Origin of the sequence: Streptomyces sp. NPDC047061 (assembly GCF_040643955.1) — a bacterium.
Taxonomy (GTDB): Bacteria; Actinomycetota; Actinomycetes; order Streptomycetales; family Streptomycetaceae; genus Streptomyces.
Window position 1 is genome coordinate 144,972 of record NZ_JBEYVI010000008.1, and the last position, 20,732, is coordinate 165,703.

A 20,732-nucleotide genomic window follows, 5' to 3' on the forward strand; every position below is an offset into this window, starting at 1 on the left:
CTCATCGGCGACTTGGTCCGTTTTATTCCACCATCGCCGGTGCGTACCGATTGACACTCTTCGGTGATCCTTGAGGGCTTTTTCCATTACGTGTTCGGGGGCGGCTCCGCTGCGCCCCCGAAGGGGCGCGGGGAACTGCGCGACCAGCCACGACGGCGCCGCACACAGCGGACGGCAGACGACAGACGGCAGACGGCACATCGCGGCGCTTCCGGCGGAGCGCTCAGCGGTTCGGGGGCGGGCCGTCGATCGGGCGGCCCAGGACGCCGGGGCGCTGCTGCCACGGCAGGGGGCCGGCCGGCGGGCGGTAGGCGACCCCCAGGGCGTCGAGCCGCCGGTAGTGCTCGGCCATCCGGCGCTCGAAGTCGGCGAAGTCCCGCTCCCCCGGGGCCGGGAGCGCGCTCCAGGCGACCTCGGCGAAGGCCGCGAGCCGGGGGAAGGCCTGGTAGTCCACGCGCGCCTGGTCCTCCATCACCTCGGTCCAGACGTTGGCCTGGGTGCCGAGGATCCGCCGCGCCTCGGATTCGTCCAGCCCGGCCGGAACGGGCTCGAACCGGTACACGTCCTCCAGGGTGCGGACGAATCCGATCGGTACCGGCTCGTCGGCGCCGTCGGCCTGCCGGTGGTCCAGGTACACGTGCTGCTCGGGGCACATGACGACGTCGTGTCCGGCCCGCGCGGCCGCGATCCCGCCGCCGTAACCGCGCCACGACGACACGGCCGCGCCCTCGGCGATCCCGCCCTCCAGGATCTCGTCCCAGCCGATCAGCCGACGCCCGCGCGCGGAAAGCCACTTCGCGAAGTGCCCGATGAACCACGACTGCAACTCGTCCTCGTCGGCGAGCCCGAGTTCCTTGATGCGCGCCTGCGCGGCCGGCGAGGCCCGCCACTGGTCCTTGCGGCATTCGTCGCCGCCGATGTGCACGAACTCCGACGGGAAGAGCCCGAGCACTTCCTCGAACACCCCCTCGTAGAAGCGCAGGGTGTTGTCAGTGGGGGCGAGTACGTTCGGAGAGATCCCCCAGGAGTCCCAGACGGTCAGCGAGGTGGTGTCGATGACGTCGGTGTTGCCGAGTTCCGGATACGCGGCGATGGCGGCCTGCGAGTGTCCCGGTACGTCGATTTCGGGGACGACGGTGATATGCCGCTCGGCCGCGTAGGCGACGATCTCCCGGATGTCGTCCTGGGTGTAGAAGCCGCCGTGCGGCTTCTCGTCCCACAGCGGTGAGGCGCGGTGACCGAATTTCGTGCGGGTCCGCCAGGAGCCGACCTCGGTGAGCCGGGGGTAGCGCTCGATCCGCAGGCGCCAGCCCTGGTCGTCCGTCAGGTGGAAGTGGAAGACGTTGAGTTTGTGCGCCGCCATGAGATCGAGGTGGCGCAGGACGCCTTCCTTGGGCATGAAGTGCCGGGCGACGTCGAGCATGAGGCCGCGCCAGGCGAATCGGGGGGAGTCCTCGATCGTGAGATGCGGCACGGCCCAGGTGCGGTCGGGTTCCACGGCGGCCCTGCGGTACGCGGCGGGGCCGAGGAGCTGCCGCAGCGTCTGGGCGCCCCAGAAGACGCCCGCCGCGCTGCCGCCCTCCACGAGGACGCCGGCCGGTTCGCTGACGAGGCGGTACTCCTCGGGGCCCAAGTGGGGGTCGAGCAGGAGCCCGATGCCGTCGCCCTCGGTGTCGTCGAGCTCCCTCCCCTCGCGCAGCGGCAGACCGGTGGCCGCCCCTAGGACCGAGCGCAGCCAGCGGCCGGCCCCCTCCGTCCCCGGACCGGCATAGAGCTGCGAGTGCGCCGTCAGCCGCACCTCGCCCGAACCCGCGACGACAGTGCGCGGCGCCGGAATGAGATTCGTCTCTGAAGTCATGTCAGTCCTTAACCGCTCCGCCCAGTCCCGAGACCAGGCGTCGCTGTACGAGTACGAAGAACACCAGCACCGGAATCGTCATCACCGTGGACGCCGCCATCACCCCGCCCCAGTCGGGGTCGTCGGGCTTGAAGAACACCAGCAGCGCCATCGGCAGGGTCGACTGCGAAGTGTCGCTGATGATGAAGGACTTGGCGAAGAGGAAGTCGTTCCAGGCGGAGATGAAGGAAAACACGCTCGTGGCCACCAGGCCCGGCAGGACGAGCGGGAAAAGGATCTGCCAGAGAAAGCGCGACCGGCTCGCCCCGTCGATGTACGCGGCCTCCTCCAGCGCCTGGGGCACCCCTTTCACGAACCCCCGCAGCATCCAGATCGCGAAGGGCAGCGAGAAGGCGATGTGGGGCAGGATCAGCGATCCCAGCGTGTTCAGCAGACCGAAGTCCCGCATCTGGAAGAAGAGGGGGATGGTGAGGGCCTCCACGGGCACCATCTGGGCCACCAGAAACATGATCAACAAGGTGGTCCGGAAGCGGAACCGGAATCGGGTCACGGCGGTCGCGGCGAGAAAGGCGACGAGCGCCGAGACGACCACGACACTGCCCGCGACGACCAGACTGTTGACGAAGTAACGACCGAATTCCTGCTGCCCGAACACCCGCCGGAAGGAGTCCAGAGAGGGCGAGAGGGTCCACGGCCGGGGCCGGTCCGACTCGATCTCCCCGGCCGGTTTGAAGGCGCCCAGCACCATCCAGTAGAGCGGAAAGGCGACGAGTACGGCGATCGCCAGCGCCGCCCCCTCGGCGGCCAGCCGGCCCGGCCGCCGCACGAACCCGCGCACAGGATTCACCACGCTCACAGCTCCTCCCCCTGCCGGCGCAGCAGCCGCAGGTAGACCAGGGTCACGGCGAGCAGGACCAGCAGCGTGACGACACCGATGGCGGCGCCCAGCCCGTACTGCGAGGAGGCGAAGGCCTGCTGGTAGGCGTACACGTTGAGCACCAGGTTCTGCCCGGCGATCCCGCCCCCGCCGGTCATCACGTAGATCTGCGTGAAGATCTTGAAGTCCCAGATCACCGACTGGATGGTGACGACCGTCAGGATCGGCCGGAGCATCGGCGCCAGCACCGACCGCCAGATCCGCCACTGCGAGGCCCCGTCCAGCGCGGCCGCCTCCAGCACCTCGGACGGTACGGCGCGGATCCCGGCGTACACGGTGACCATGACGAACGGGAAGGAGCACCAGACCACTTCGAGCAGGACCAGGAAGAAGGCGGAGTACCGCCCGTAGGTCCAGGAGTGGTCGCCGAGCCCGAGCACCCTGTTGACCGGCCCGAAGTCCGCGTCGAAGAGGAACAGCCAGACCGTGGACCCGGTGACGGCCGGGGTCGCCCACGCCCCCAGCGCCGCCAGCATCAGCGCGAGCCGCGGCACCGCCCGCACCCGCGTCAGCAGCACGGCGAGCGCACAGCCGACGGCGAGCGTCGACACCACACAGCCGGCGGCGAAGAGGACGGTGGCCAGCAGCACCGACCAGAACTGGTCGTCGGAGAAGAGGTCCGAGTAGTTGCCGAGCCCGACGAAGGCGGTGGGTTCACCCCCACTGACCTGAGCCTGGGTGTACCGGAAGACGGAGATGAGCCCGAGCTGGTAGATGGGGTAGACGAGCAGACCCCCGAGGACGACGAGAGCGGGGGTCAGATACAGCCAAGGCACAGTCCAACTTGCCAAGGGGCGCGGGGCTGTATTGAATTTGCGGCTTCCGCCGCGTGGGCGCGACCAGCCACGACGGCGCCGCACCCGCCCACGCTCGGCAAGCACCCCCACCGTCGGCGTCATCCGGCGGAGCCAAACGCGTCGTCCATCTTCTTCGCCGCCTCCCCCGAAGCCGCCGCCACGCTCTTCTTGCCGCTGATGACCTCCTGGAACATCGTCGGCAGCACCAGCGACGAGTCGATCTGCGACCACCCCGCCGACGCCGGCACGAACTTCGTCCCGGCGGCCAGGGTCGCCACGAACGGCTTCACGAACGGCTCCTTCGCCGCCGCCTGGTCACGGACGTCCTTGAAGGTCGGCAGAAAACCCATCGCGTCGAACATCGCCGCCTGCGTCTTCTTCGAGGTCAGCTGCTCCATCAGCTGCACGGCCAGCGTGCGGTGCGTCGTGCTCTTCAGGACCCCGATGTTGTTGCCGCCCGCGAAGGCCGGCGCGACCGAGCCGGCCGTGGCCCCCGGCAGCGGCACCACCGCGTACTTGCCCTTGACGCTCCCCGCCTCCACGGCCGCATGGCTGAAGTCGCCCCCGATCGCCATGCCCGCCTTGCCCGCGGCGAACGCGGTGACCGTGTCGTTGCCGCCGAAGCCCGCGCACTTGGCGGCCGGGCAGTTGTCGTCGCCGAAGAGGGACGTGTACGCCTTGATGCCCTTCTGCGCGGCCGCGCTGTCGATCGCCGAGGTGTACGACCCGCCGTCGGCCGTGGCCAGTTCGCCGCCGTCGGCCCAGATGAAGGGCATGGCGCCGTAGGTGTAGGCGCCGCCGACGACGAGGCCGTAGAGGTCGGGCTTCGCCTTGCGGATGGCGCGGGCGGTGGCGGCCAGCTCGGTCATGGTCGTCGGCGGCTTCAGGCCGAGGTCCTTGAAGACGTCCGTGCGGTAGTAGAGGGCGCGGACGCCGACGTAGAAGGGGGCGCCGTAGACCTTGCCGGCGACCGTGACCGACTGCCGGGCCGTCGGATCGGTGTCCTTCGCCTCGCTCCAGGCGCCGAAGTCCTTGGTGACGTCGAGGAGTCCGCCGTCGTGGACGTAACCGGCGGTGTCGGTGTTGCCGTACTCCATGACGTCGGGAGCCGAGGCCGGGTCGTTGAAGGCGGCCTTGACGCGCTGGGCGCGCGTGTCGACCGGGATGTACTCCACGTCGACCTTGGTGCCGTCGTGTGCATTCTCGAAGGCGGCGACGACCGAGTCGACGACCTTCTGCTTCGGGTCGTTGCCGACCTCCTGGAAGAGCCACACCCGCAGGGTGCCGCTCTTGTCGTCCTTGTCGGAGGCGGAATTGGAGGAGGTCTGCGGGGCGCAGGCGGCGGCCAGGAACAGGGCGCCGGCGAGGAGTGCGGGGACGGGGAGCTTCATGGAGTGACCCTCCGGGAGCGCGCTCAAGCATGGGGCGTTGCAAGCTATGCAACGGCTGTTTCGCTCTGCACAACACCACGGAGGCTAGGGACTACATGAACACGTCGACAAGAGGTCTCAACCACTCTGTGACCGCGGGACGCACTCCGTGCAACGCGCGGGCATGACAAAGGCCCCGGAGCACGCCAAAGCGTGCCCGGGGCCTCGGAGAGCCGAGTTGTCGGACGGGCGGGTTACTTGTCCTGGCCCTCGCCGTCGCCGCCGGCGCCCATGGACTCGTAGATCTCCTTGCACATGGGACACACGGGGTACTTCTTCGGGTCGCGGCCGGGCACCCACACCTTGCCGCACAGCGCCACGACGGGGGTGCCGTCGAGGGCGCTCGCCATGATCTTGTCCTTCTGGACGTAGTGGGCGAAGCGCTCGTGGTCGCCGTCACCGTGGGACACCTGCGGCGTCGGCTCTACGAGGGTCCCCGTACCAGTCCCGCGCTCGGGCTCAAGAGTGCTCATGAGTGCCAAGGGTACTGAAGCGCCCGGACAACGGTTGAGCGAAGGCCCGGCGTCAGTTGAGCGAGGGGTCGTCCGGGTAGGTGGCGACCATCGCGAGCTCGTTGCGCTGGCGGCGCAGGACCTCGCGCCAGAGCCTTTCGGGGGACGGCGAGGAGACATCGCCGGGCTCGGACTCGACGACGTACCAGGCACCCTCGACCAGTTCGTCCTCCAGCTGGCCGGGGCCCCAGCCGGCGTAACCGGCGAAGATTCTCAGGGAGCCGAGGGCCGAGGCGAGCAGTTCCGGCGGGGCCTCCAGGTCGACCAGGCCGATAGCGCCGTGCACCCGGCGCCAGCCGAGCGGGGCGCGGTCGCCGTTCGCCCCGCCGGGGATGACCGCCACGCCGAGCGCGGAGTCCAGGGAGACCGGGCCGCCCTGGAAGACGACCCCCGGCTCGCCGGCGAGGGAGGCCCAGCCCTCCAGGATGTCGCCGACGTCCACCGGGGTGGGGCGGTTGAGGACGACACCGAGGGAGCCCTCCTCGTCGTGGTCGAGAAGGAGCACCACCGCACGGTCGAAGTTCGGGTCCGCCAGGGCGGGCGTGGCCACGAGCAGCCGCCCTGTGAGCGAGGACACCTCGGTCATGCCTGACATGATCCCGCATCTTCCCGTCGCATGGGGAGCCAATCCGGGTCCATGGGTGAATGCAGCCATGATTTAAAGGAGCGGCCTGATAAGGCCTCGTCTGAGGGTGGTGGTGGGAGACGGGAGGGCGGAAGGGAGCGCCCCCGGCGCACGGTCACGGGCGGTGACCCCATGTGCCCGATTAGGCACCGTTCGTGTTGTGACACAGCTATGACGTAGCTGGGCGGTCCTTGGGCTTACGGGAGTGGGCCGATGGGCGATTACTCTGTCTCTCCGGCCCTGCCCAACTCCATGGAACGCGAGATTCATGACCGTCAACGACGATGTCCTGCTTGTCCACGGCGGAACCCCGCTGGAGGGCGAGATCCGGGTCCGCGGTGCGAAGAACCTCGTACCGAAGGCCATGGTCGCCGCCCTGCTGGGCAGTGCACCCAGTCGGCTGCGCAACGTTCCGGACATCCGCGACGTGCGGGTGGTGCGCGGCCTGCTGCAGCTGCACGGGGTGACGGTGCGTCCGGGCGAGGAGCCCGGTGAGCTGGTGCTCGACCCGACGTACGTGGAGAGCGCGAACGTCGCCGACATCGATGCCCACGCGGGTTCGAGCCGGATCCCGATCCTCTTCTGCGGCCCGCTGCTGCACCGCCTCGGCCATGCCTTCATTCCGGGCCTCGGCGGCTGCGACATCGGCGGCCGCCCCATCGACTTCCACTTCGACGTGCTGCGGCAGTTCGGCGCGACCATCGAGAAGCGTGCGGACGGCCAGTACCTGGAGGCGCCGAAGGGGCTGCGCGGCACGAAGATCCAGCTGCCGTACCCGTCCGTCGGCGCGACCGAGCAGGTGCTGCTGACGGCGGTACTCGCCGAGGGCGTCACGGAGTTGTCGAACGCGGCCGTGGAGCCGGAGATCGAGGACCTCATCTGCGTCCTGCAGAAGATGGGCGCGATCATCGCGATCGACACCGACCGCACGATCCGCATCACCGGCGTGGACAAGCTCGGCGGCTACACCCACCGGGCCCTGTCGGACCGGCTGGAGGCCGCGTCCTGGGCGTCGGCGGCGCTGGCGACGGAGGGCAACATCTACGTCCGGGGCGCCCAGCAGCGCTCGATGATGACGTTCCTGAACACCTACCGGAAGGTGGGCGGTGCCTTCGAGATCGACGACGAGGGCATCCGCTTCTGGCACCCCGGCGGCCAGCTGAAGTCCATCGCCCTGGAGACGGACGTGCACCCGGGCTTCCAGACCGACTGGCAGCAGCCGCTCGTCGTGGCCCTGACCCAGGCCACGGGCCTCTCGATCGTCCACGAGACGGTCTACGAGTCCCGCCTCGGCTTCACCTCCGCGCTGAACCAGATGGGTGCTCACATCCAGCTCTACCGCGAGTGCCTGGGCGGCTCGGCCTGCCGCTTCGGCCAGCGCAACTTCCTGCACTCCGCGGTCGTCTCCGGCCCGACCAAGCTCCAGGGCGCCGACCTGGTCATCCCCGACCTCCGCGGCGGCTTCTCCTACCTCATCGCGGCCCTCGCGGCCCAGGGCACGTCCCGCGTCCACGGCATCGACCTCATCAACCGCGGCTACGAGAACTTCATGGAGAAGTTGGTAGAGCTCGGCGCCAAGGTGGAACTGCCGGGCAAGGCGCTCGGATAGCCCTTCCCGTACGACGATGGGGCGGCCCCTGGTGGAGGGGCCGCCCCATCGTCGTGCTACGCACCGTATGCCGTCCCGTGGCCTACGGACGGCAAGGTCACTTGCCCTTGGCGGATTCCTTGAGCTTCGAGCCCGCGGAGACCTTCACGCTGTAGCCGGCGGGGATGTTGATCGGCTCGCCGGTCTGGGGGTTGCGCGCGGTGCGAGCGGCACGGTGGGTGCGCTCGAAGGTCAGGAAGCCGGGGATGGTGACCTTCTCGTCGCCCTTGGAGACGATGTCGCCGACGACCTCGGCGAACGCGGCCAGTACGGCGTCGGCGTCCTTGCGAGTCACCTCGGCACGGTCGGCCAGCGCGGCCACCAGCTCACTGCGGTTCATGTTGTTACTCCCGTGTTCTTCTTGCCATTGAGGCGTGCCACGCGGCGGAGCCGCATGTTGGGCCGGGACGCATCCTGCCCCCACCTGCGGCGGGAACGCCAATCCGGGTGCCGCAAATACCCTACGGGTGGGCCGAAGGGGGGGTTTCACGACGCGCCGGTCGGATGGCGTGGCAAGTTTCACAAACGTTTGCCTGGGGGCTGCTGCCCCCAGACCCCTGCACCATGCGGGTGCGGTCGTGTTTCGGCTGCCGGCCGGTGGGGGTTGCTCGCGCAGTTCCCCGCGCCCCTTACGGGACGCTACGCGCCCTTGGCCGCTTCCCGGACCGCGCCCGCCACCGCTCCCGCGACCTTCTCGTTGAAGACGCTGGGGATGATGTAGTTCGGGTTCAGCTCGTCCTCCGTGACCACGTCGGCGAGGGCCTTCGCGGCCGCGAGCATCATGTCGGTGTTCACCGTACGGGACTGCGCGTCCAGGAGGCCGCGGAAGACACCCGGGAAGACCAGCACGTTGTTGATCTGGTTCGGGAAGTCGGAGCGGCCGGTGGCCACCACGGCGGCCGTCTGGCGCGCGATCGCCGGGTCCACCTCGGGGTCGGGGTTCGCGAGTGCGAACACGATCGCGTCCTCGGCCATGGCGGCCACGTCGTCGCCGTCGAGGACGTTCGGGGCGGAGACGCCGATGAAGACGTCGGCGCCGCGCACGGCCTCCTTGAGGGTGCCGGTGAGGTTCTCGGGGTTGGTGTTGTCGGCGATCCAGCGCAGCGGCGAGTCGGCCGGGGCGTCCACCAGGTCCTCGCGGGCGGAGTGCACGACACCGTGGATGTCGGCGACCACGGCGTTCTTCACACCGGCCGCGATCAGCAGCTTGAGGATGGCGGTACCGGCCGCGCCGGCGCCGGACATGACGACCCGGATGTTCTCGATCGCCTTGCCCGCGACGCGAAGTGCGTTCGTCAGGGCGGCGAGGACGACGATCGCGGTGCCGTGCTGGTCGTCGTGGAAGACGGGGATGTCGAGGGCCTCGCGCAGCCGGGCCTCGATCTCGAAGCAGCGGGGGGCCGAGATGTCCTCGAGGTTGATGCCGGCGAACCCGGGGGCGATCGCCTTGACGATCTCGACGATCGCGTCGGTGTCCTGGGTGTCGAGGCACAGAGGCCAGGCGTCGATGCCGGCGAACCGCTTGAAGAGGGCCGCCTTGCCCTCCATGACCGGGAGGGCGGCCTTCGGGCCGATGTTGCCGAGGCCCAGCACGGCCGAGCCGTCCGTCACGACCGCAACGGAGTTGCGCTTGATGGTGAGGCGGCGCGCGTCCTCGGGGTTCTCCGCGATCGCCATGCACACGCGGGCCACGCCCGGGGTGTAGATCATGGAGAGGTCGTCACGGTTGCGGATGGGGTGCTTGGACTGCATCTCGATCTTGCCGCCGAGGTGCATCAGGAACGTACGGTCCGAGACCTTGCCGAGGGTGACGCCCTCGATGCCGCGCAGCTGCTCGACGATCTGGTCGGCGTGCGCGGTCGAGCTGGCCGCGATGGTGACGTCGATACGGAGCTTCTCGTGGCCGGACGCGGTGACGTCGAGGCCGGTGACCGAGCCTCCGGAGGACTCCACGGCGGTGGTGAGCTGCGAGACGGCGGTTCCGCTCGCGGGCACCTCCAGCCGGATGGTCATCGAGTAGGAGACGCTGGGCGCCGTTGCCATGGCCGACTTCCTTCGTTGTTTCACCGTGTCGCTGGTTTTGCCGTCCGATCGTCGCACCTACCGTCGGGTAGGCGTTAGCCGGGCCTGATTGCGTGCGTATTGTTCGCGCAAAAAAGAGGCCCACGTCACACAGTGACGTGGGCCTCTTCGACGTTCATGACACCGACCCGCCATGCTCGCCTCGCGGCAAGTGGTCGCTCGCAGCGACGAAGGTTGGGCCCGGGGGCTTGGATCGGGCCGGTGTCACGACAAGGCTAACAAACAGATCCCGCGCGGCCATTCCCGTCCGGGGACTTCACAGGAAACCTCCAGCCGAACGGGCCTGACATCGGGCCCGTTCGGCTGGCACCGGGCCCGCGGCAGCACTGCCGTCAGCCCGGTCGCCGGCCCCGCCGTCAGTCCCTGAGCAGGTCCGGGACCCCTGCCGCGTCCGGTTCGTCCCGCTCGCCGGAAACCACCGTCAGCTGTTGCGTCGCCCGGGTGAGGGCCACGTACAGCACGCGCAGTCCGGCCGGGGACTCGTCGGCGATCTCCGCGGGCGAGACGACGACCGTGGCGTCGTACTCCAGGCCCTTGGCCTCCAGGCTGCCGAGGGCCACCACCCGGTCGCCGAGACCGGCCAGCCAGCGGGCGGCCTCGGCGCGCCGGTCCATGGCGACGACCACACCGACCGTGCCGTCGACCAGGTCCAGCAGCCGCTCGGCCTCCGCGCGCACGGTCTTCTCCAGCGAGTCGCGCACGACGGAGAAGCGGGGCTCGACGCCGGTGGAACGGACGGCCGAGGGGGACTTGGAACCGGGCATGGCGAGGGCCAGGACCTTGGCCGCCAGTTCGGCGATCTCGGACGGGTTGCGGTAGTTGACCGTGAGCTCGAAGCGGCGGCGCGGGCGGGTGCCCAGGGCCTCGTCGCGGGCCTCGGCCGCCTCGTCCGGGTCGGACCAGGAGGACTGGGCCGGGTCGCCGACGACCGTCCAGGTGGCGTGCCGGCCGCGGCGGCCGACCATCCGCCACTGCATCGGGGTGAGGTCCTGCGCCTCGTCGACGATGACGTGGGCGTACTCGATCCGCTCCTGGGCGAGCCGCTCGGCGCGCTCGCGCTGCGACTCCTCGCGCACCGGCATCAGCTCCTCCAGGCCGGTGAGCTGGTCCAGCGGGTCCGCCTCGCGCTTGCGCCTGGGGCGGGCGGGGGCGCCGAGAATGGCCTGGAGTTCGTCGAGCATGGCGATGTCGTGGACGGTGTGGCCGTCCCGCCTCAGGGAGCGGGCCACCCGGCGGACCTCGCCGGGGTTGAGGATGCGGCGGGCCCAGCGGCCGAGGCGTCTCTCGTCGGCCATGGCCGCGAGGACGGTCTGCGGGGTGAGCTCGGGCCACCAGGCGTCCAGGAACTCGATGAAGGAGTCCTCGGTGAGGATGTCCTCGTCGAAGGAGGCGCGCAGCTCGGCGGCGAGTTCCGGGTCGGTGTGGCGACCGGCCGCGCCGGAGCGGTTCCACAGGGCGTCCAGGAGCAGCTTGCGGGCGCGGGGGCGCAGCAGGTTGACCGGGGCCGTGCCGCCCAGCGCGTTGTGCCGGACGCGGTCCAGGTCCGCGGCCTCCAGCTCCAGCCGGCGGTTGAACGCGACGACCCTGAGCCGGGTCGGTGAATCGTTCAGCTCCAGGGCTCCGCGGGCGGCCTTGCGCAGCACCCGGAGCATCCGGGAGGAGCCCTTGGCGCGGGCGGTGGCCGGCGTGTCGTACAGGGTGGCCTCGGTGCCGTCGACGAGGGAGCCGATGGCGCGGATGGCGACCTGGCCCTCCTCGCCGAGGGAGGGCAGGACCCCTTCGGTGTACGCGACCAGCAGCGGGGTCGGGGAGACGATCAGGATGCCGCCCGCGTACCGGCGCCGGTCCTGGTAGAGCAGGTAGGCGGCGCGGTGCAGGGCGACGGCCGTCTTGCCGGTCCCCGGGCCGCCCTCGACGTAGGTCACGGAGGCGGCGGGGGCGCGGATGACCAGGTCCTGCTCGGCCTGGATGGAGGCGACGATGTCCCGCATGGTGTGGCTGCGGGCCTGGCCGAGGGCGGCCATCAGGGCGCCGTCGCCGATGACGGGCAGCGTGTCGCCGTCCAGGAAGGCGGTCAGCTCGGGGCGCATCAGGTCGTCCTCGACACCGAGGACCCGGCGGCCCTTGGAGCGGATGACCCGGCGTCGTACGACACGCCCGGGATCCACCGGAGTGGACCTGTAGAAGGGCGCGGCGGCCGGCGCCCGCCAGTCGATGACCAGCGGGGCGTAGTCCTGGTCGAGCACGCCGATACGGCCGATGTGCAGGGTCTCGGCGATGTCTGCGGTGTTGTCGGTCCGGACCGCGCCCTCGGCGGGTTCCACGGCGGTGTAGGCGCCGTCGGGCCCCTTCTTGCCGTCCTTCCCGAGGAGCAGGTCGATCCGGCCGAAGAGGAAGTCCTCGAACTCGTTGTTGAGCCGGTTCAGGTGGACGCCCGCCCGGAAGACCTGGGCGTCCCGCTCGGCGAGAGCGCCGGGCGTGCCTACCTGACCGCGCTTGGCCGCGTCGTTCATGAGGAACTCCGCCTCGTGGATCTTCTCCTCGAGACGGCGGTACACCCGGTCGAGATGTACCTGTTCGACGCTGATCTCACGGTCTCGAACGGAATCCTGGACCGCGTCCCGGAGCGAGTCCTGGACGGAGTCCTGTGCGGAATCCCGATCCGAGCCGTGAGAGCCGACCGCGGATTGCTGAGCCTGAGCGGCCACCGGGCCCCCTTCTGACGTGCTGGGCAGCCGTCAACCGTACGCGAAGGGGGCCCGCTGAAGCTACGCGCTGACCGAGACGAGCTTCTTGCCGTCGAAGGTCATGACCTCGAAGTGGTCGATCTGGTTGGGGGTGAAGGCGGCCCCGCCGTGCACGTAGAGGGGCTCCTTGGCCTTCGCCGACGTGGCGTCGGTGATGCCGTATCCCCAGGTCGGAACGGACCAGGAGGTCACCGTCTCGCGCTCGCCGTTCTTGCCGACGGCGATCAGCGAGCACTTCTTCGGGCCGGTGACGTTCTTGAGCTGGAGGACCGCGTGGGTGCCCCAGTCCTTCTTCTCGACGGCGACGGTGGCGCTGACGTGGGTCGTCGGGTCCGTGGCCGACTTCTTGTCGGTCATGGTCTGGAAGGCCGCCTGGGCGGGGCCCATCGCCATGTCTCCGCTGTTGTCGCTCGAGCCGCTGCCCAGCGCCACGCCGGCCGCCGAGCCGCCGGCGATCAGCACGACCGAGGCCGCCAGCGCGAAGATGTTGCGCCGGCTGCGGACCTTCCGCTTCTCGGAGACCTCGACGACGAGTTTCTCGGCCATCCGCGGACTGGGCTTCGCGGACAGCGACTCCCCGATGGACGGGGTACTTCCGGAACCCGGCAGATCCGCCAGGGCCGCGAGCATGGGCTCCATCCCGGCCAGCTCGTCGAGCTGCTGGGCGCACCATTCGCACCCGGCCAGATGGGCCTCGAAAGCGGTTGCCTCGGCGTCGTCGAGAATCCCCAGCGCATACGCGCCGACGGTCTCGTGCTCATTGGGCACCGGAGATTCCTGCATGGCACCAGACATACCCGAACCACCTGTGCCGAACCCGCCGTGCCCCCCGTACACACTCATCACGCCGTCACCCCCCGCTCCTCCAGAGCCAGCTTCATCGACCTGAGGGCATAGAACACCCGCGAACGGACGGTGCCGCTGGGTATACCCAGCGTTTCGGCCGCCTCGTTGACGGTACGCCCCTTGAAGTACGTCTCGACGAGCACCTCCCGGTGGGCCGGGGTCAGGTCGTCGAGCGCGTCAGACAGCGTCATCAGCCACAGCGCCTTGTCGATCTCGTCCTCCGCGGGGATGACCTCCAGCGGCGACGGATCGACCTCCTGCGGCCGGGCCTGCCGGCTGCGGTGACCGTCGATGACGATGCGGCGAGCGACCGTCACCAGCCAGGGGCGTACCGATCCGGTCGCTCGATTGAGCTGTCCGGCGTTCTTCCAGGCACGGATGAGTGTCTCTTGCACGACGTCCTCGGCGCGTTGCCGATCACCGGCGACCAGCCGAAGGACATACGCAAGGAGAGGTCCGGCATGCTCCCGGTAGAGAGCACGCATCAGCTCCTCATCAGGCTCCGAGGGCTGGGACATGCGATGTCGGGCCCTCGATCCACGTTCATTGGCCACGGCCGCATCCTTGCGCACGCCCACCTCCGGTGTCCGGGGGTTCCCCCAGTCGGTCGCTCCCCCACCGGTACGGAAGTGGCTCGCGGCGTGTTCAACAAGACCCCACATTTTTCTGCGAGGTGACATGACGAGCGGGACATGACCCCACATTCCCACCGCGTGATCTTTACATTTCCGACACAACGTCGAAGGCGGCCGGGCTGCCCGTACTCGCCGGTCACCAAACGGAGTGTTGTCGAAATCACTTTCGCGGAGCTTCGATGAAGATCCGGCAGAAGCCGCGAATGGGACGGGAGTTGGGATGCGGAGTGACGGCGGTCACGCGCGCTCGGGCGTGTTCACGCGTGTTCCCTCGTGTTCCCCTCGTGCTTCACGCGCGGGCGAGCGCGGCTCGGCGCCGGTGCCGGGCCACCCGCTCGCGGTTCCCGCAGACCTCGCTGGAACACCAGCGGCGCCTGCGCCCCCGGGAGGTGTCCAGGTACACGAGGGGGCAGTTGTCGCCCTCGCACTCCCTGATCGCCGCCCGGGCGACGGGATCGGTGAGCAGCTCCACGGTGTCCCGGGCGACGGCCGCGAGCAGCGCGGCGCACTCCGGCGGGCCGGCCAACTCCCGCACCAGAAGTCCGTCTTCGTCGGGAACGGCGCGCGGCGCCGGGGGTGCGGCGGCGCGCGCGAGGTCGTTGACGCGGGCGAGCGCGAGGTCGTACGGCCGGATCCTCGGCGTATGCCGGCCGCGCACCAACTGGCTCACGTGCACCCGCAGTTCACGGAACCCGACGAGCCAGCCGGAGTCGGCGTGGGCCAGCGGGGTGCCCGGCGGGACGAGTCCGGATCCGGTGATCCAGGCCCGCAACGGTTCCAGCCCGTCGAGCCGTTCGCCGGGATGCGTGGTCGCGAGCAGATCGAGACAGATCCGCCCGGCGTCGAAGCGCAGCTCGTACGGGGCCGCGGCCGTACCCAGTGCCATGTGCCTGTCACCGCCTACGCCTAGGACAGGGGAACCGTTCTGTTCACAGTGCCCGGTGCGGCGGGCGGGCGGGAAGTCCTCGTACCGGTGTTCCGCGGTTCCCGTGGTCCGGTGTTCCGGCGTCCCGTCGTTCCGCGGGGTTCCCGCGCGTCCCCGCTCCGGGCGGGGACGCCGGTGCCCGGGACGCGGGCCGTCCCCGTTCGGTCCGGATACCCCGGCAGGCCTCGCCGTCGCCCGCTCCGGGCCGTGACCCTGTGTCCTGCGAACGCACAGCGAGCCGCCCCAGGGGGGACCCGCGAGGGACGGCGGTTCAGAAAGGACACGTTCATGAGCATGCGTACCCGGATCGTCGCGACGACGACGGCCCTGCTGCTGGGCGCCGGCGGCCTGGCCCTGGCACCGGCGGCGAGCGCCGCCGCGCCGTACCACGGCATCGACGGCGGCGGCGCCGTCACCGACGACTGGCAGGACGAGGAGAACCTCGGCGTCGACGACTACGCCCAGAGCAACGCCACGGCCCTGTGGGAGACCGTGCTGTGGGCGGACGGCGCCCAGTACCAGGACGACGACGGCGACTCGCACCCGTTCGAGAAGAGCAAGATCGACGGCTCGTTCGGCCCCGAGACCGAGTCGGCCACCCAGTGGTGGCAGGAGCACTTCGGCCTCTCGGACAACGACGGCGTGGTCACCGAGCAGAGCTGGACCTTCGCCCAACAGCGGCTCACCGGCCCGGCCGCAGGCAGCGCCGTCACGTTCCACGGCACCGCGCACAACGCCACCCTCAAGCGGATCAGCAACAAGTACCGGGTGCGCATCAAGGGCACGGGTTCCTGGAAGATCGCGTACTACGACCAGCTCGGCTGAGCACACCGTGGGGGCGGGCGACGCCGGTGTCGTCGTCCGCCCTGCGGGGCAGCGCCCACCACAGCCCGGCGGCCAGCAGCGCGGCGAGCGCGGACGCGGCGAGGGCGGCGATCCGCCACCGCCGCAGTCCTATGGAGGGCTCGGCGGGCTCGGCGGACTCGGGGAGCCGGGCGGGCACGGCAGGCCCGGCAGGCCCGGGTGCCGCTTCCGCCGCCGGCTCCGGCGCGCCCTGCGGCCAGGCCTGTTCGGCCAGCTCCAACAGCGCGAGCAGCCGCGCCTGGTCCCCGCCGGCCAGCCGGCACAGCACCTGTGCCGCGCCCCGCGGCGGCAGTCTGTCGCCGCTCAAATAGCGCTGCCAGGACGACTTGCTGTAGGCGGTGCGCCGGGCCAGTCCGGCGAGGCTGAGTCCGCTGCGGCCCTTCAGGGCCCGCAGTTGCTCGACCAGATGCCGGGCCTCGCGCGGCAGCGTGGCCGGCAAGGGCTGCCAGCGTGTCATGTTCCGTCTCCCCCGTGTGCCGTGGTCCGGCGTCAGCGTGCCGCCCGGCCGGAGAGATCCGGCAGAGCGCACGGCCGCGGACCCGGGGCACGGACCGCCGCCCGTGCGCGGCCGCACGGGACGGCCCGGCGCGCCCGGGAAGCGACGGACCGGAGTGGCGAGCAGGACGCCGCCCGCTACGGCCCGTTGCCCGGCGGCGCTCCCCAGAACGTCGTACGACGGCCGGCCGGTCCGCTCATCCCATGGCGGAGAACCGCCTCCCCCAGCTCAGCCGCACACGGCTCAGCCGCACATGGCTCAGCTGCGCACGGCTCAGCCGCACGTGGCTCAGCTGCGCAGGGCGAGGGCGAGTTGGGCGTCGATGGCGGACATCGTGGTCAGGCTTCCGGAACCGACCCGGACGTTGGGCGCGGTGCCGTTCTGCGTGGACCGCTGGGCCGCCTGGGAGAGGGCCGACCAGTCGTTCTCGAAGTCCAGGCCGGACATGCCGGGCCGCGGCCATCGCGATATAGAGGCACCTGCCTCCATCACGCGGGCGGCGGCGGACCGCCAGCGGACCGGACCGGCAACGGACCGGACCGACAATGGACCGGACCGACAGCGGACCGGACCGCACCGGCCGTCCGCCTCAGACGTCCGCGTACTTCGTGTCCGCCGCCGGGTCCAGGGCGAGCCGGTACCCCCGCTTGACGACGGTCTGGATCAGCTTCGGCGCGCCCAGGGCCGTACGCAGGCGGGCCATCGCCGTCTCCACGGCGTGCTCGTCGCGCCCGGCGCCCGGCAGCGCGCGCAGCAGCTCGGCGCGGGCCACCACCCAGCCCGGCCGCCGCGAGAGCGCCCGCAGCAGGGACATCCCGGCCGGCGGCACCGGCTTCAGCGCACCGTCGACGAGGACGGCGTGCCCCCGGATCTCCACCCGGTGCCCCGCGATCGGCAACGCCCGTGCCCGCGAGGGCAGTTCCTGGCAGAGCAGCTGTACGAGGGGGCCGAGCCGGAAGCGTTCCGGCTGGATGGTGTCGATGCCGAGGGCCTGGAGCGGCAGGGCCGTCACCGGTCCGACGCAGGCGGGGACGACGTCGTGGCCGAGGGCGGCGAGCAGGTCGCCGAGCAGCCCGCGGTGCTCGGCGCGGGAGATGAGGGAGGCCGCGGCGGGGGCGCTGGTGAAGGTGATCGCGTCGACCGAACGGGAGACGACGGTGTCGAGGAGCCGGTCCACAGGCCCGAGGTCCTCCGGCGGCATCCACCGGTACACCGGCACCGGCACCACCTCCGCGCCCGCCGCCCGCAGCGACTCCACGAACCCGGGCAGCGGCTCCCCGTGCAACTGTACGGCGACCCGGCGGCCGTCGACGCCCTCCTCCAGGAGCCGGTCGAGCACCTCGGCCATGGACTCGGAGGACGGCGACCACTCCTCGGTCAGCCCGGCGGCCCGGATGGCCCCCTTGACCTTGGGCCCGCGGGCCAGCAGCTCCACGTCCCGCAGCCGCCCGAGCAGCTGCTCGCCGAAGCCCCAGCCGTCGGCGGCCTCGACCCACCCCCGGAACCCGATCGCGGTGGTGGCCACCACGACATCCGGCGCCTGGTCGATGATCTCCTTGGTGGCGGCGAGCAGCTCCCCGTCGTCGGCGAGCGGCACGATGCGCAGGGCGGGGGCGTGCAGCACGGCGGCACCGCGCCGCTGCAGCAGCGCCCCGAGCTCGTCGGCGCGGCGCGCGGCCGTGACCCCCACGGTGAACCCCGCGAGAGGGCCGTGCGGACTTGGGTCCGTCCGCTGCTGTTCCTCGTCCATGGCCATGGCTGCTCTCCTAGCTGACCCGCATGCCGAACGAGCCTGTCAACGGTGCGTGACAGGCTCGGTTCGGGTTGATGTCACCGGTGTTACGTCACACTTCGGCGTAGCTGAGCTGCGCCTTTGCCTCGGTGGCGGCCGCGGCCTGCTCCCGCACGGCCGGCCGGCGAAGGTATACGGCCCAGGTGACGGCGAAGCACAGGCCGTAGAAGGCCAGGAAGGCGACGAAGGCGCCGGTGCCGCTGCCGTAGGAGAGGTACGACTGCCGGAAGGCGAGGTTGATGCCGACGCCGCCGAGCGCGCCGACCGCCCCGATGAGCCCCATGGAGGCCCCGGACAGCCGCCGCCCGTAGGCCGCCGCTTCCTCGCCTTCCAACCCCTTGGCGAGAGCCTTGGCCTGGAAGATGCCGGGGATCATCTTGTACGTCGAGCCGTTGCCGAGCCCGCTGAGCACGAACAGCACGACGAAGAAGGTGACGAACAGCGGCAGCGACTTCTGGATGCTGGCGACGACGAGGAGGGCGGTGGCGGCGGCCATGCCGACGTAGTTCCAGAGCGTGATCCGCGCCCCGCCGTACCGGTCGGCGAGCCAGCCGCCGACGGGCCGGATGAGGGAGCCGAGCAGCGGGCCGATGAAGGTGAGGTAGGCGGACTGGAGCGGCGTCCGGCCGAACTGGACCTGGAGCACCTGCCCGAAGGCGAAGGCGTACCCGATGAACGACCCGAACGTCCCGACGTAGAGGAAGGACATGATCCAGGTGTGGCCGTCCTTGGCGGCGTCGATCGCGGCGCCGGTGTCGTTCTTCACGGTGGCGAGGTTGTCCATGAAGAGCGCGGCGAGGACGGCGGCGACGACGATCAGCGGGATGTAGATGCCCAGCAGCACCCGCGGCCCCCCACTCGCCCCGATGATCGCGAGGGCGACCAGCTGGATGACCGGCACGCCGATGTTTCCGCCGCCGGCGTTGAGCCCGAGCGCCCACCCCTTCTTCTTCAACGGGAAGAAGGCGTTGATGTTGGTCATGCTGCTGGCGAAGTTACCGCCGCCGATCCCGGCCAGCAGCCCCACCAGCAGGAACGTGTTGAAGGACGTCCCCGGCTTCATCACCGCGAACGCGGCGACGGTCGGGACGAGCAGCAGTCCGGCGCTGATGATCGTCCAGTTCCGGCCGCCGAAGACCGCGACGGCGAAGGTGTAGGGCACCCGGACGACCGCGCCGACGAGCGTGACCATCGAGGTCAGCAGGAACTTGTCGGCCGGGGTGAGCCCGTACTCCGGCCCCATGAACAGCACCAGAACCGACCACATGGTCCAGATCGAGAACCCGATGTGCTCGGAGAGGACGGAAAAGATGAGGTTCCGCCGGGCGACCTTCTCGCCGGTCGCGTTCCAGAACGTCTCGTCCTCCGGATCCCACTCCTGGATCCAGTGACTGTGTGAGGTAGGGGCTGGGGCTGTCATGACGCCTCCACGGTGCTCCGCGTGCTCGGGCTGCTACGAGTGACTAGGCCACGAAGGTAGGGAGGCGTCGTTTCCGCGCTGTGGCTGTGGGTGACCGGAAGGGAACGTTGCTCTCACCCTGCGGGGAGGCCCGGTGAGAGGTCGGCGGGCGGGCACGGGTCAGCGGGACGGGTACGGAGGCTGCTGGGGCTGCTGGTGGTAGGGGCCGGGGGCGTACGGCCCCGGGGGCTGCTGAGGAGCGGCGTACGGCCCGGCGGGCTGCGGGGGCGGGGCGTAGGGGCCGGGGGTGTGGGGGGCGGGGGGCTGCTGACCGTAACCGGGGGCGGCGGGAGGTTGGCCGCCGTAGGGACCCTGACCGCCCTGGCCGCCGTACGGGCCGTAGGGGCCGGCCTGCGGCGAGGGCTGCTGCCACGACTGCTGGGGCTGCGGCACCGGCCCCGGTTGCATGGGCATGGGCGCAGACACGGGCACAGGTACGGACATGGACATCGGCATCGGCATCGGCATCGGTGTGCCGGGCGGCAGATACCGCACCCGCCCGCCCTCCCCCGTCACCGGTATGAACCCGGCAGCCTGGAGTCGCTGCGCGAACTTGGCGTTGCGCCCGCGCGTGACGAAGAACCCGAGCCCCATGAGCGCCATGAGGAGGACCCACACCACACCGGAGACGACGAAGGCCCCCGCACTCCCACCGGCGCGCGCCGCGGCCAGCACCAACCCGAGGGTGATGCCACCGGCCCCGAGCAGCATCCGCTTCTCGGCGTTCTTCCCGGTGAGGTCGAACTGGATGCGGGCCTTGAGGAGTTCGACGGCGTCGGGCACGAGGGGCGGCAGTGAGACGCCGTCGGCGGCGTTCGGGTACTGCGCCCAGTTCTGCGCGGCGCGCGCCCGCCCCTGCGGGCTGAGGTCGGGCACGATGAGGAGTTTGAGCACGTTGTTGCGGGAGCCGGTGTGACGGGCGTCGGCGTACTCGTACCCGAACTGCTGGGCGAGGAAGGCGAGCCGGGCGAGCTTCTTCACGGAGGCCCAGGCGTTGGTGAGCTCGACGGGCTCGCCACTGGCCATCAGCTGGAACATCTTCCGCACTTGCCGCGCGCTCATCGCATCCGCTCCCCGTT

19 protein-coding genes are annotated in these 20,732 nt (G+C 70.6%); 2 read left to right on the forward strand and 17 right to left on the reverse strand.

The annotated features are described in order from the left end of the window. Nucleotides 1-223: 223 nt before the first annotated feature. From ABZ887_RS15275 to ABZ887_RS15300, 6 genes are all read right to left on the reverse strand, one after another. Nucleotides 224-1,858: a beta-N-acetylhexosaminidase gene (locus ABZ887_RS15275; protein WP_361288431.1), complete on the reverse strand. Its 1,635-nt coding sequence runs from the start codon at nucleotides 1,856-1,858 to the stop codon at nucleotides 224-226. 1 nt (nucleotide 1,859) lies between these two features. After that, on the reverse strand, nucleotides 1,860-2,705 hold the full coding sequence (locus ABZ887_RS15280; RefSeq protein ID WP_361288670.1) for a carbohydrate ABC transporter permease: 846 nt from the start codon (nucleotides 2,703-2,705) through the stop codon (nucleotides 1,860-1,862). Nucleotides 2,706-2,710: 5 nt separating this feature from the next. Then, the gene (locus tag ABZ887_RS15285) at nucleotides 2,711-3,655 is read right to left on the reverse strand and encodes a sugar ABC transporter permease (protein ID WP_361288673.1); all 945 of its coding nucleotides are present in this window, start codon (nucleotides 3,653-3,655) and stop codon (nucleotides 2,711-2,713) included. A 35-nt stretch (nucleotides 3,656-3,690) separates the two neighbouring features. After that, on the reverse strand, nucleotides 3,691-4,983 hold the full coding sequence (locus ABZ887_RS15290; RefSeq protein WP_361288435.1) for an extracellular solute-binding protein: 1,293 nt from the start codon (nucleotides 4,981-4,983) through the stop codon (nucleotides 3,691-3,693). Nucleotides 4,984-5,216: 233 nt separating this feature from the next. Further along, complete coding sequence (locus ABZ887_RS15295; protein WP_351718250.1) at nucleotides 5,217-5,495, reverse strand: DUF3039 domain-containing protein; 279 nt, start codon at nucleotides 5,493-5,495, stop codon at nucleotides 5,217-5,219. A gap of 52 nt (nucleotides 5,496-5,547) precedes the next feature. Beyond that, nucleotides 5,548-6,120 carry a YqgE/AlgH family protein gene (locus tag ABZ887_RS15300; RefSeq protein WP_217545775.1) on the reverse strand — a complete coding sequence of 191 codons (573 nt, stop codon included), beginning with the start codon at nucleotides 6,118-6,120 and terminating at the stop codon, nucleotides 5,548-5,550. 307 nt (nucleotides 6,121-6,427) lie between these two features. On the opposite strand from ABZ887_RS15300, the gene murA reads away from it, so the two are divergent. Beyond that, entirely contained in the window at nucleotides 6,428-7,768 is a 1,341-nt protein-coding gene (murA, locus tag ABZ887_RS15305) for a UDP-N-acetylglucosamine 1-carboxyvinyltransferase (protein WP_089106630.1), read from the forward strand. A 97-nt stretch (nucleotides 7,769-7,865) separates the two neighbouring features. Here the strand turns inward: murA and ABZ887_RS15310 are convergent, their stop codons facing one another. From ABZ887_RS15310 to ABZ887_RS15335, 6 genes are all read right to left on the reverse strand, one after another. Beyond that, a complete protein-coding gene (locus tag ABZ887_RS15310) occupies nucleotides 7,866-8,147 on the reverse strand; it encodes an HU family DNA-binding protein (RefSeq protein ID WP_121893988.1) in 282 nt (93 codons plus the stop codon). Nucleotides 8,148-8,446: 299 nt separating this feature from the next. Then, nucleotides 8,447-9,850 (reverse strand): NAD-dependent malic enzyme, encoded by a 1,404-nt coding sequence (locus ABZ887_RS15315; protein WP_361288441.1) that lies wholly within the window; start codon nucleotides 9,848-9,850, stop codon nucleotides 8,447-8,449. 395 nt (nucleotides 9,851-10,245) lie between these two features. Continuing rightward, complete coding sequence (locus ABZ887_RS15320) at nucleotides 10,246-12,477, reverse strand: UvrD-helicase domain-containing protein (RefSeq protein WP_361288676.1); 2,232 nt, start codon at nucleotides 12,475-12,477, stop codon at nucleotides 10,246-10,248. A 180-nt stretch (nucleotides 12,478-12,657) separates the two neighbouring features. Beyond that, nucleotides 12,658-13,479 (reverse strand): zf-HC2 domain-containing protein, encoded by an 822-nt coding sequence (locus ABZ887_RS15325; RefSeq protein WP_361288444.1) that lies wholly within the window; start codon nucleotides 13,477-13,479, stop codon nucleotides 12,658-12,660. After that, entirely contained in the window at nucleotides 13,479-14,000 is a 522-nt protein-coding gene (locus tag ABZ887_RS15330) for a sigma-70 family RNA polymerase sigma factor (protein ID WP_010039908.1), read from the reverse strand. The genes ABZ887_RS15325 and ABZ887_RS15330 overlap by 1 nt, the downstream gene beginning before the upstream one ends. Before the next feature lie 406 nt (nucleotides 14,001-14,406). Then, nucleotides 14,407-15,003, reverse strand: coding sequence for a CGNR zinc finger domain-containing protein (locus tag ABZ887_RS15335; protein ID WP_361288447.1), 597 nt, complete (start codon nucleotides 15,001-15,003; stop codon nucleotides 14,407-14,409). 327 nt (nucleotides 15,004-15,330) lie between these two features. On the opposite strand from ABZ887_RS15335, the gene ABZ887_RS15340 reads away from it, so the two are divergent. After that, nucleotides 15,331-15,867: a peptidoglycan-binding domain-containing protein gene (locus ABZ887_RS15340; protein ID WP_361288450.1), complete on the forward strand. Its 537-nt coding sequence runs from the start codon at nucleotides 15,331-15,333 to the stop codon at nucleotides 15,865-15,867. Here ABZ887_RS15340 and ABZ887_RS15345 read toward each other — a convergent pair. The 5 genes from ABZ887_RS15345 to ABZ887_RS15365 form a co-directional block, all read right to left on the reverse strand. Beyond that, on the reverse strand, nucleotides 15,818-16,363 hold the full coding sequence (locus ABZ887_RS15345; protein ID WP_361288453.1) for a helix-turn-helix transcriptional regulator: 546 nt from the start codon (nucleotides 16,361-16,363) through the stop codon (nucleotides 15,818-15,820). The two genes, ABZ887_RS15340 and ABZ887_RS15345, sit on opposite strands and share 50 nt — an antisense overlap. A gap of 327 nt (nucleotides 16,364-16,690) precedes the next feature. Beyond that, complete coding sequence (locus tag ABZ887_RS15350) at nucleotides 16,691-16,849, reverse strand: hypothetical protein (RefSeq protein ID WP_361288456.1); 159 nt, start codon at nucleotides 16,847-16,849, stop codon at nucleotides 16,691-16,693. Nucleotides 16,850-16,991: 142 nt separating this feature from the next. Further along, on the reverse strand, nucleotides 16,992-18,152 hold the full coding sequence (locus ABZ887_RS15355) for a uroporphyrinogen-III synthase (protein ID WP_361288679.1): 1,161 nt from the start codon (nucleotides 18,150-18,152) through the stop codon (nucleotides 16,992-16,994). Nucleotides 18,153-18,246: 94 nt separating this feature from the next. Beyond that, entirely contained in the window at nucleotides 18,247-19,614 is a 1,368-nt protein-coding gene (locus ABZ887_RS15360) for a nitrate/nitrite transporter (protein ID WP_361288459.1), read from the reverse strand. Nucleotides 19,615-19,773: 159 nt separating this feature from the next. Continuing rightward, nucleotides 19,774-20,715, reverse strand: coding sequence for a hypothetical protein (locus tag ABZ887_RS15365; protein WP_361288462.1), 942 nt, complete (start codon nucleotides 20,713-20,715; stop codon nucleotides 19,774-19,776). Nucleotides 20,716-20,732 lie beyond the last annotated feature (17 nt).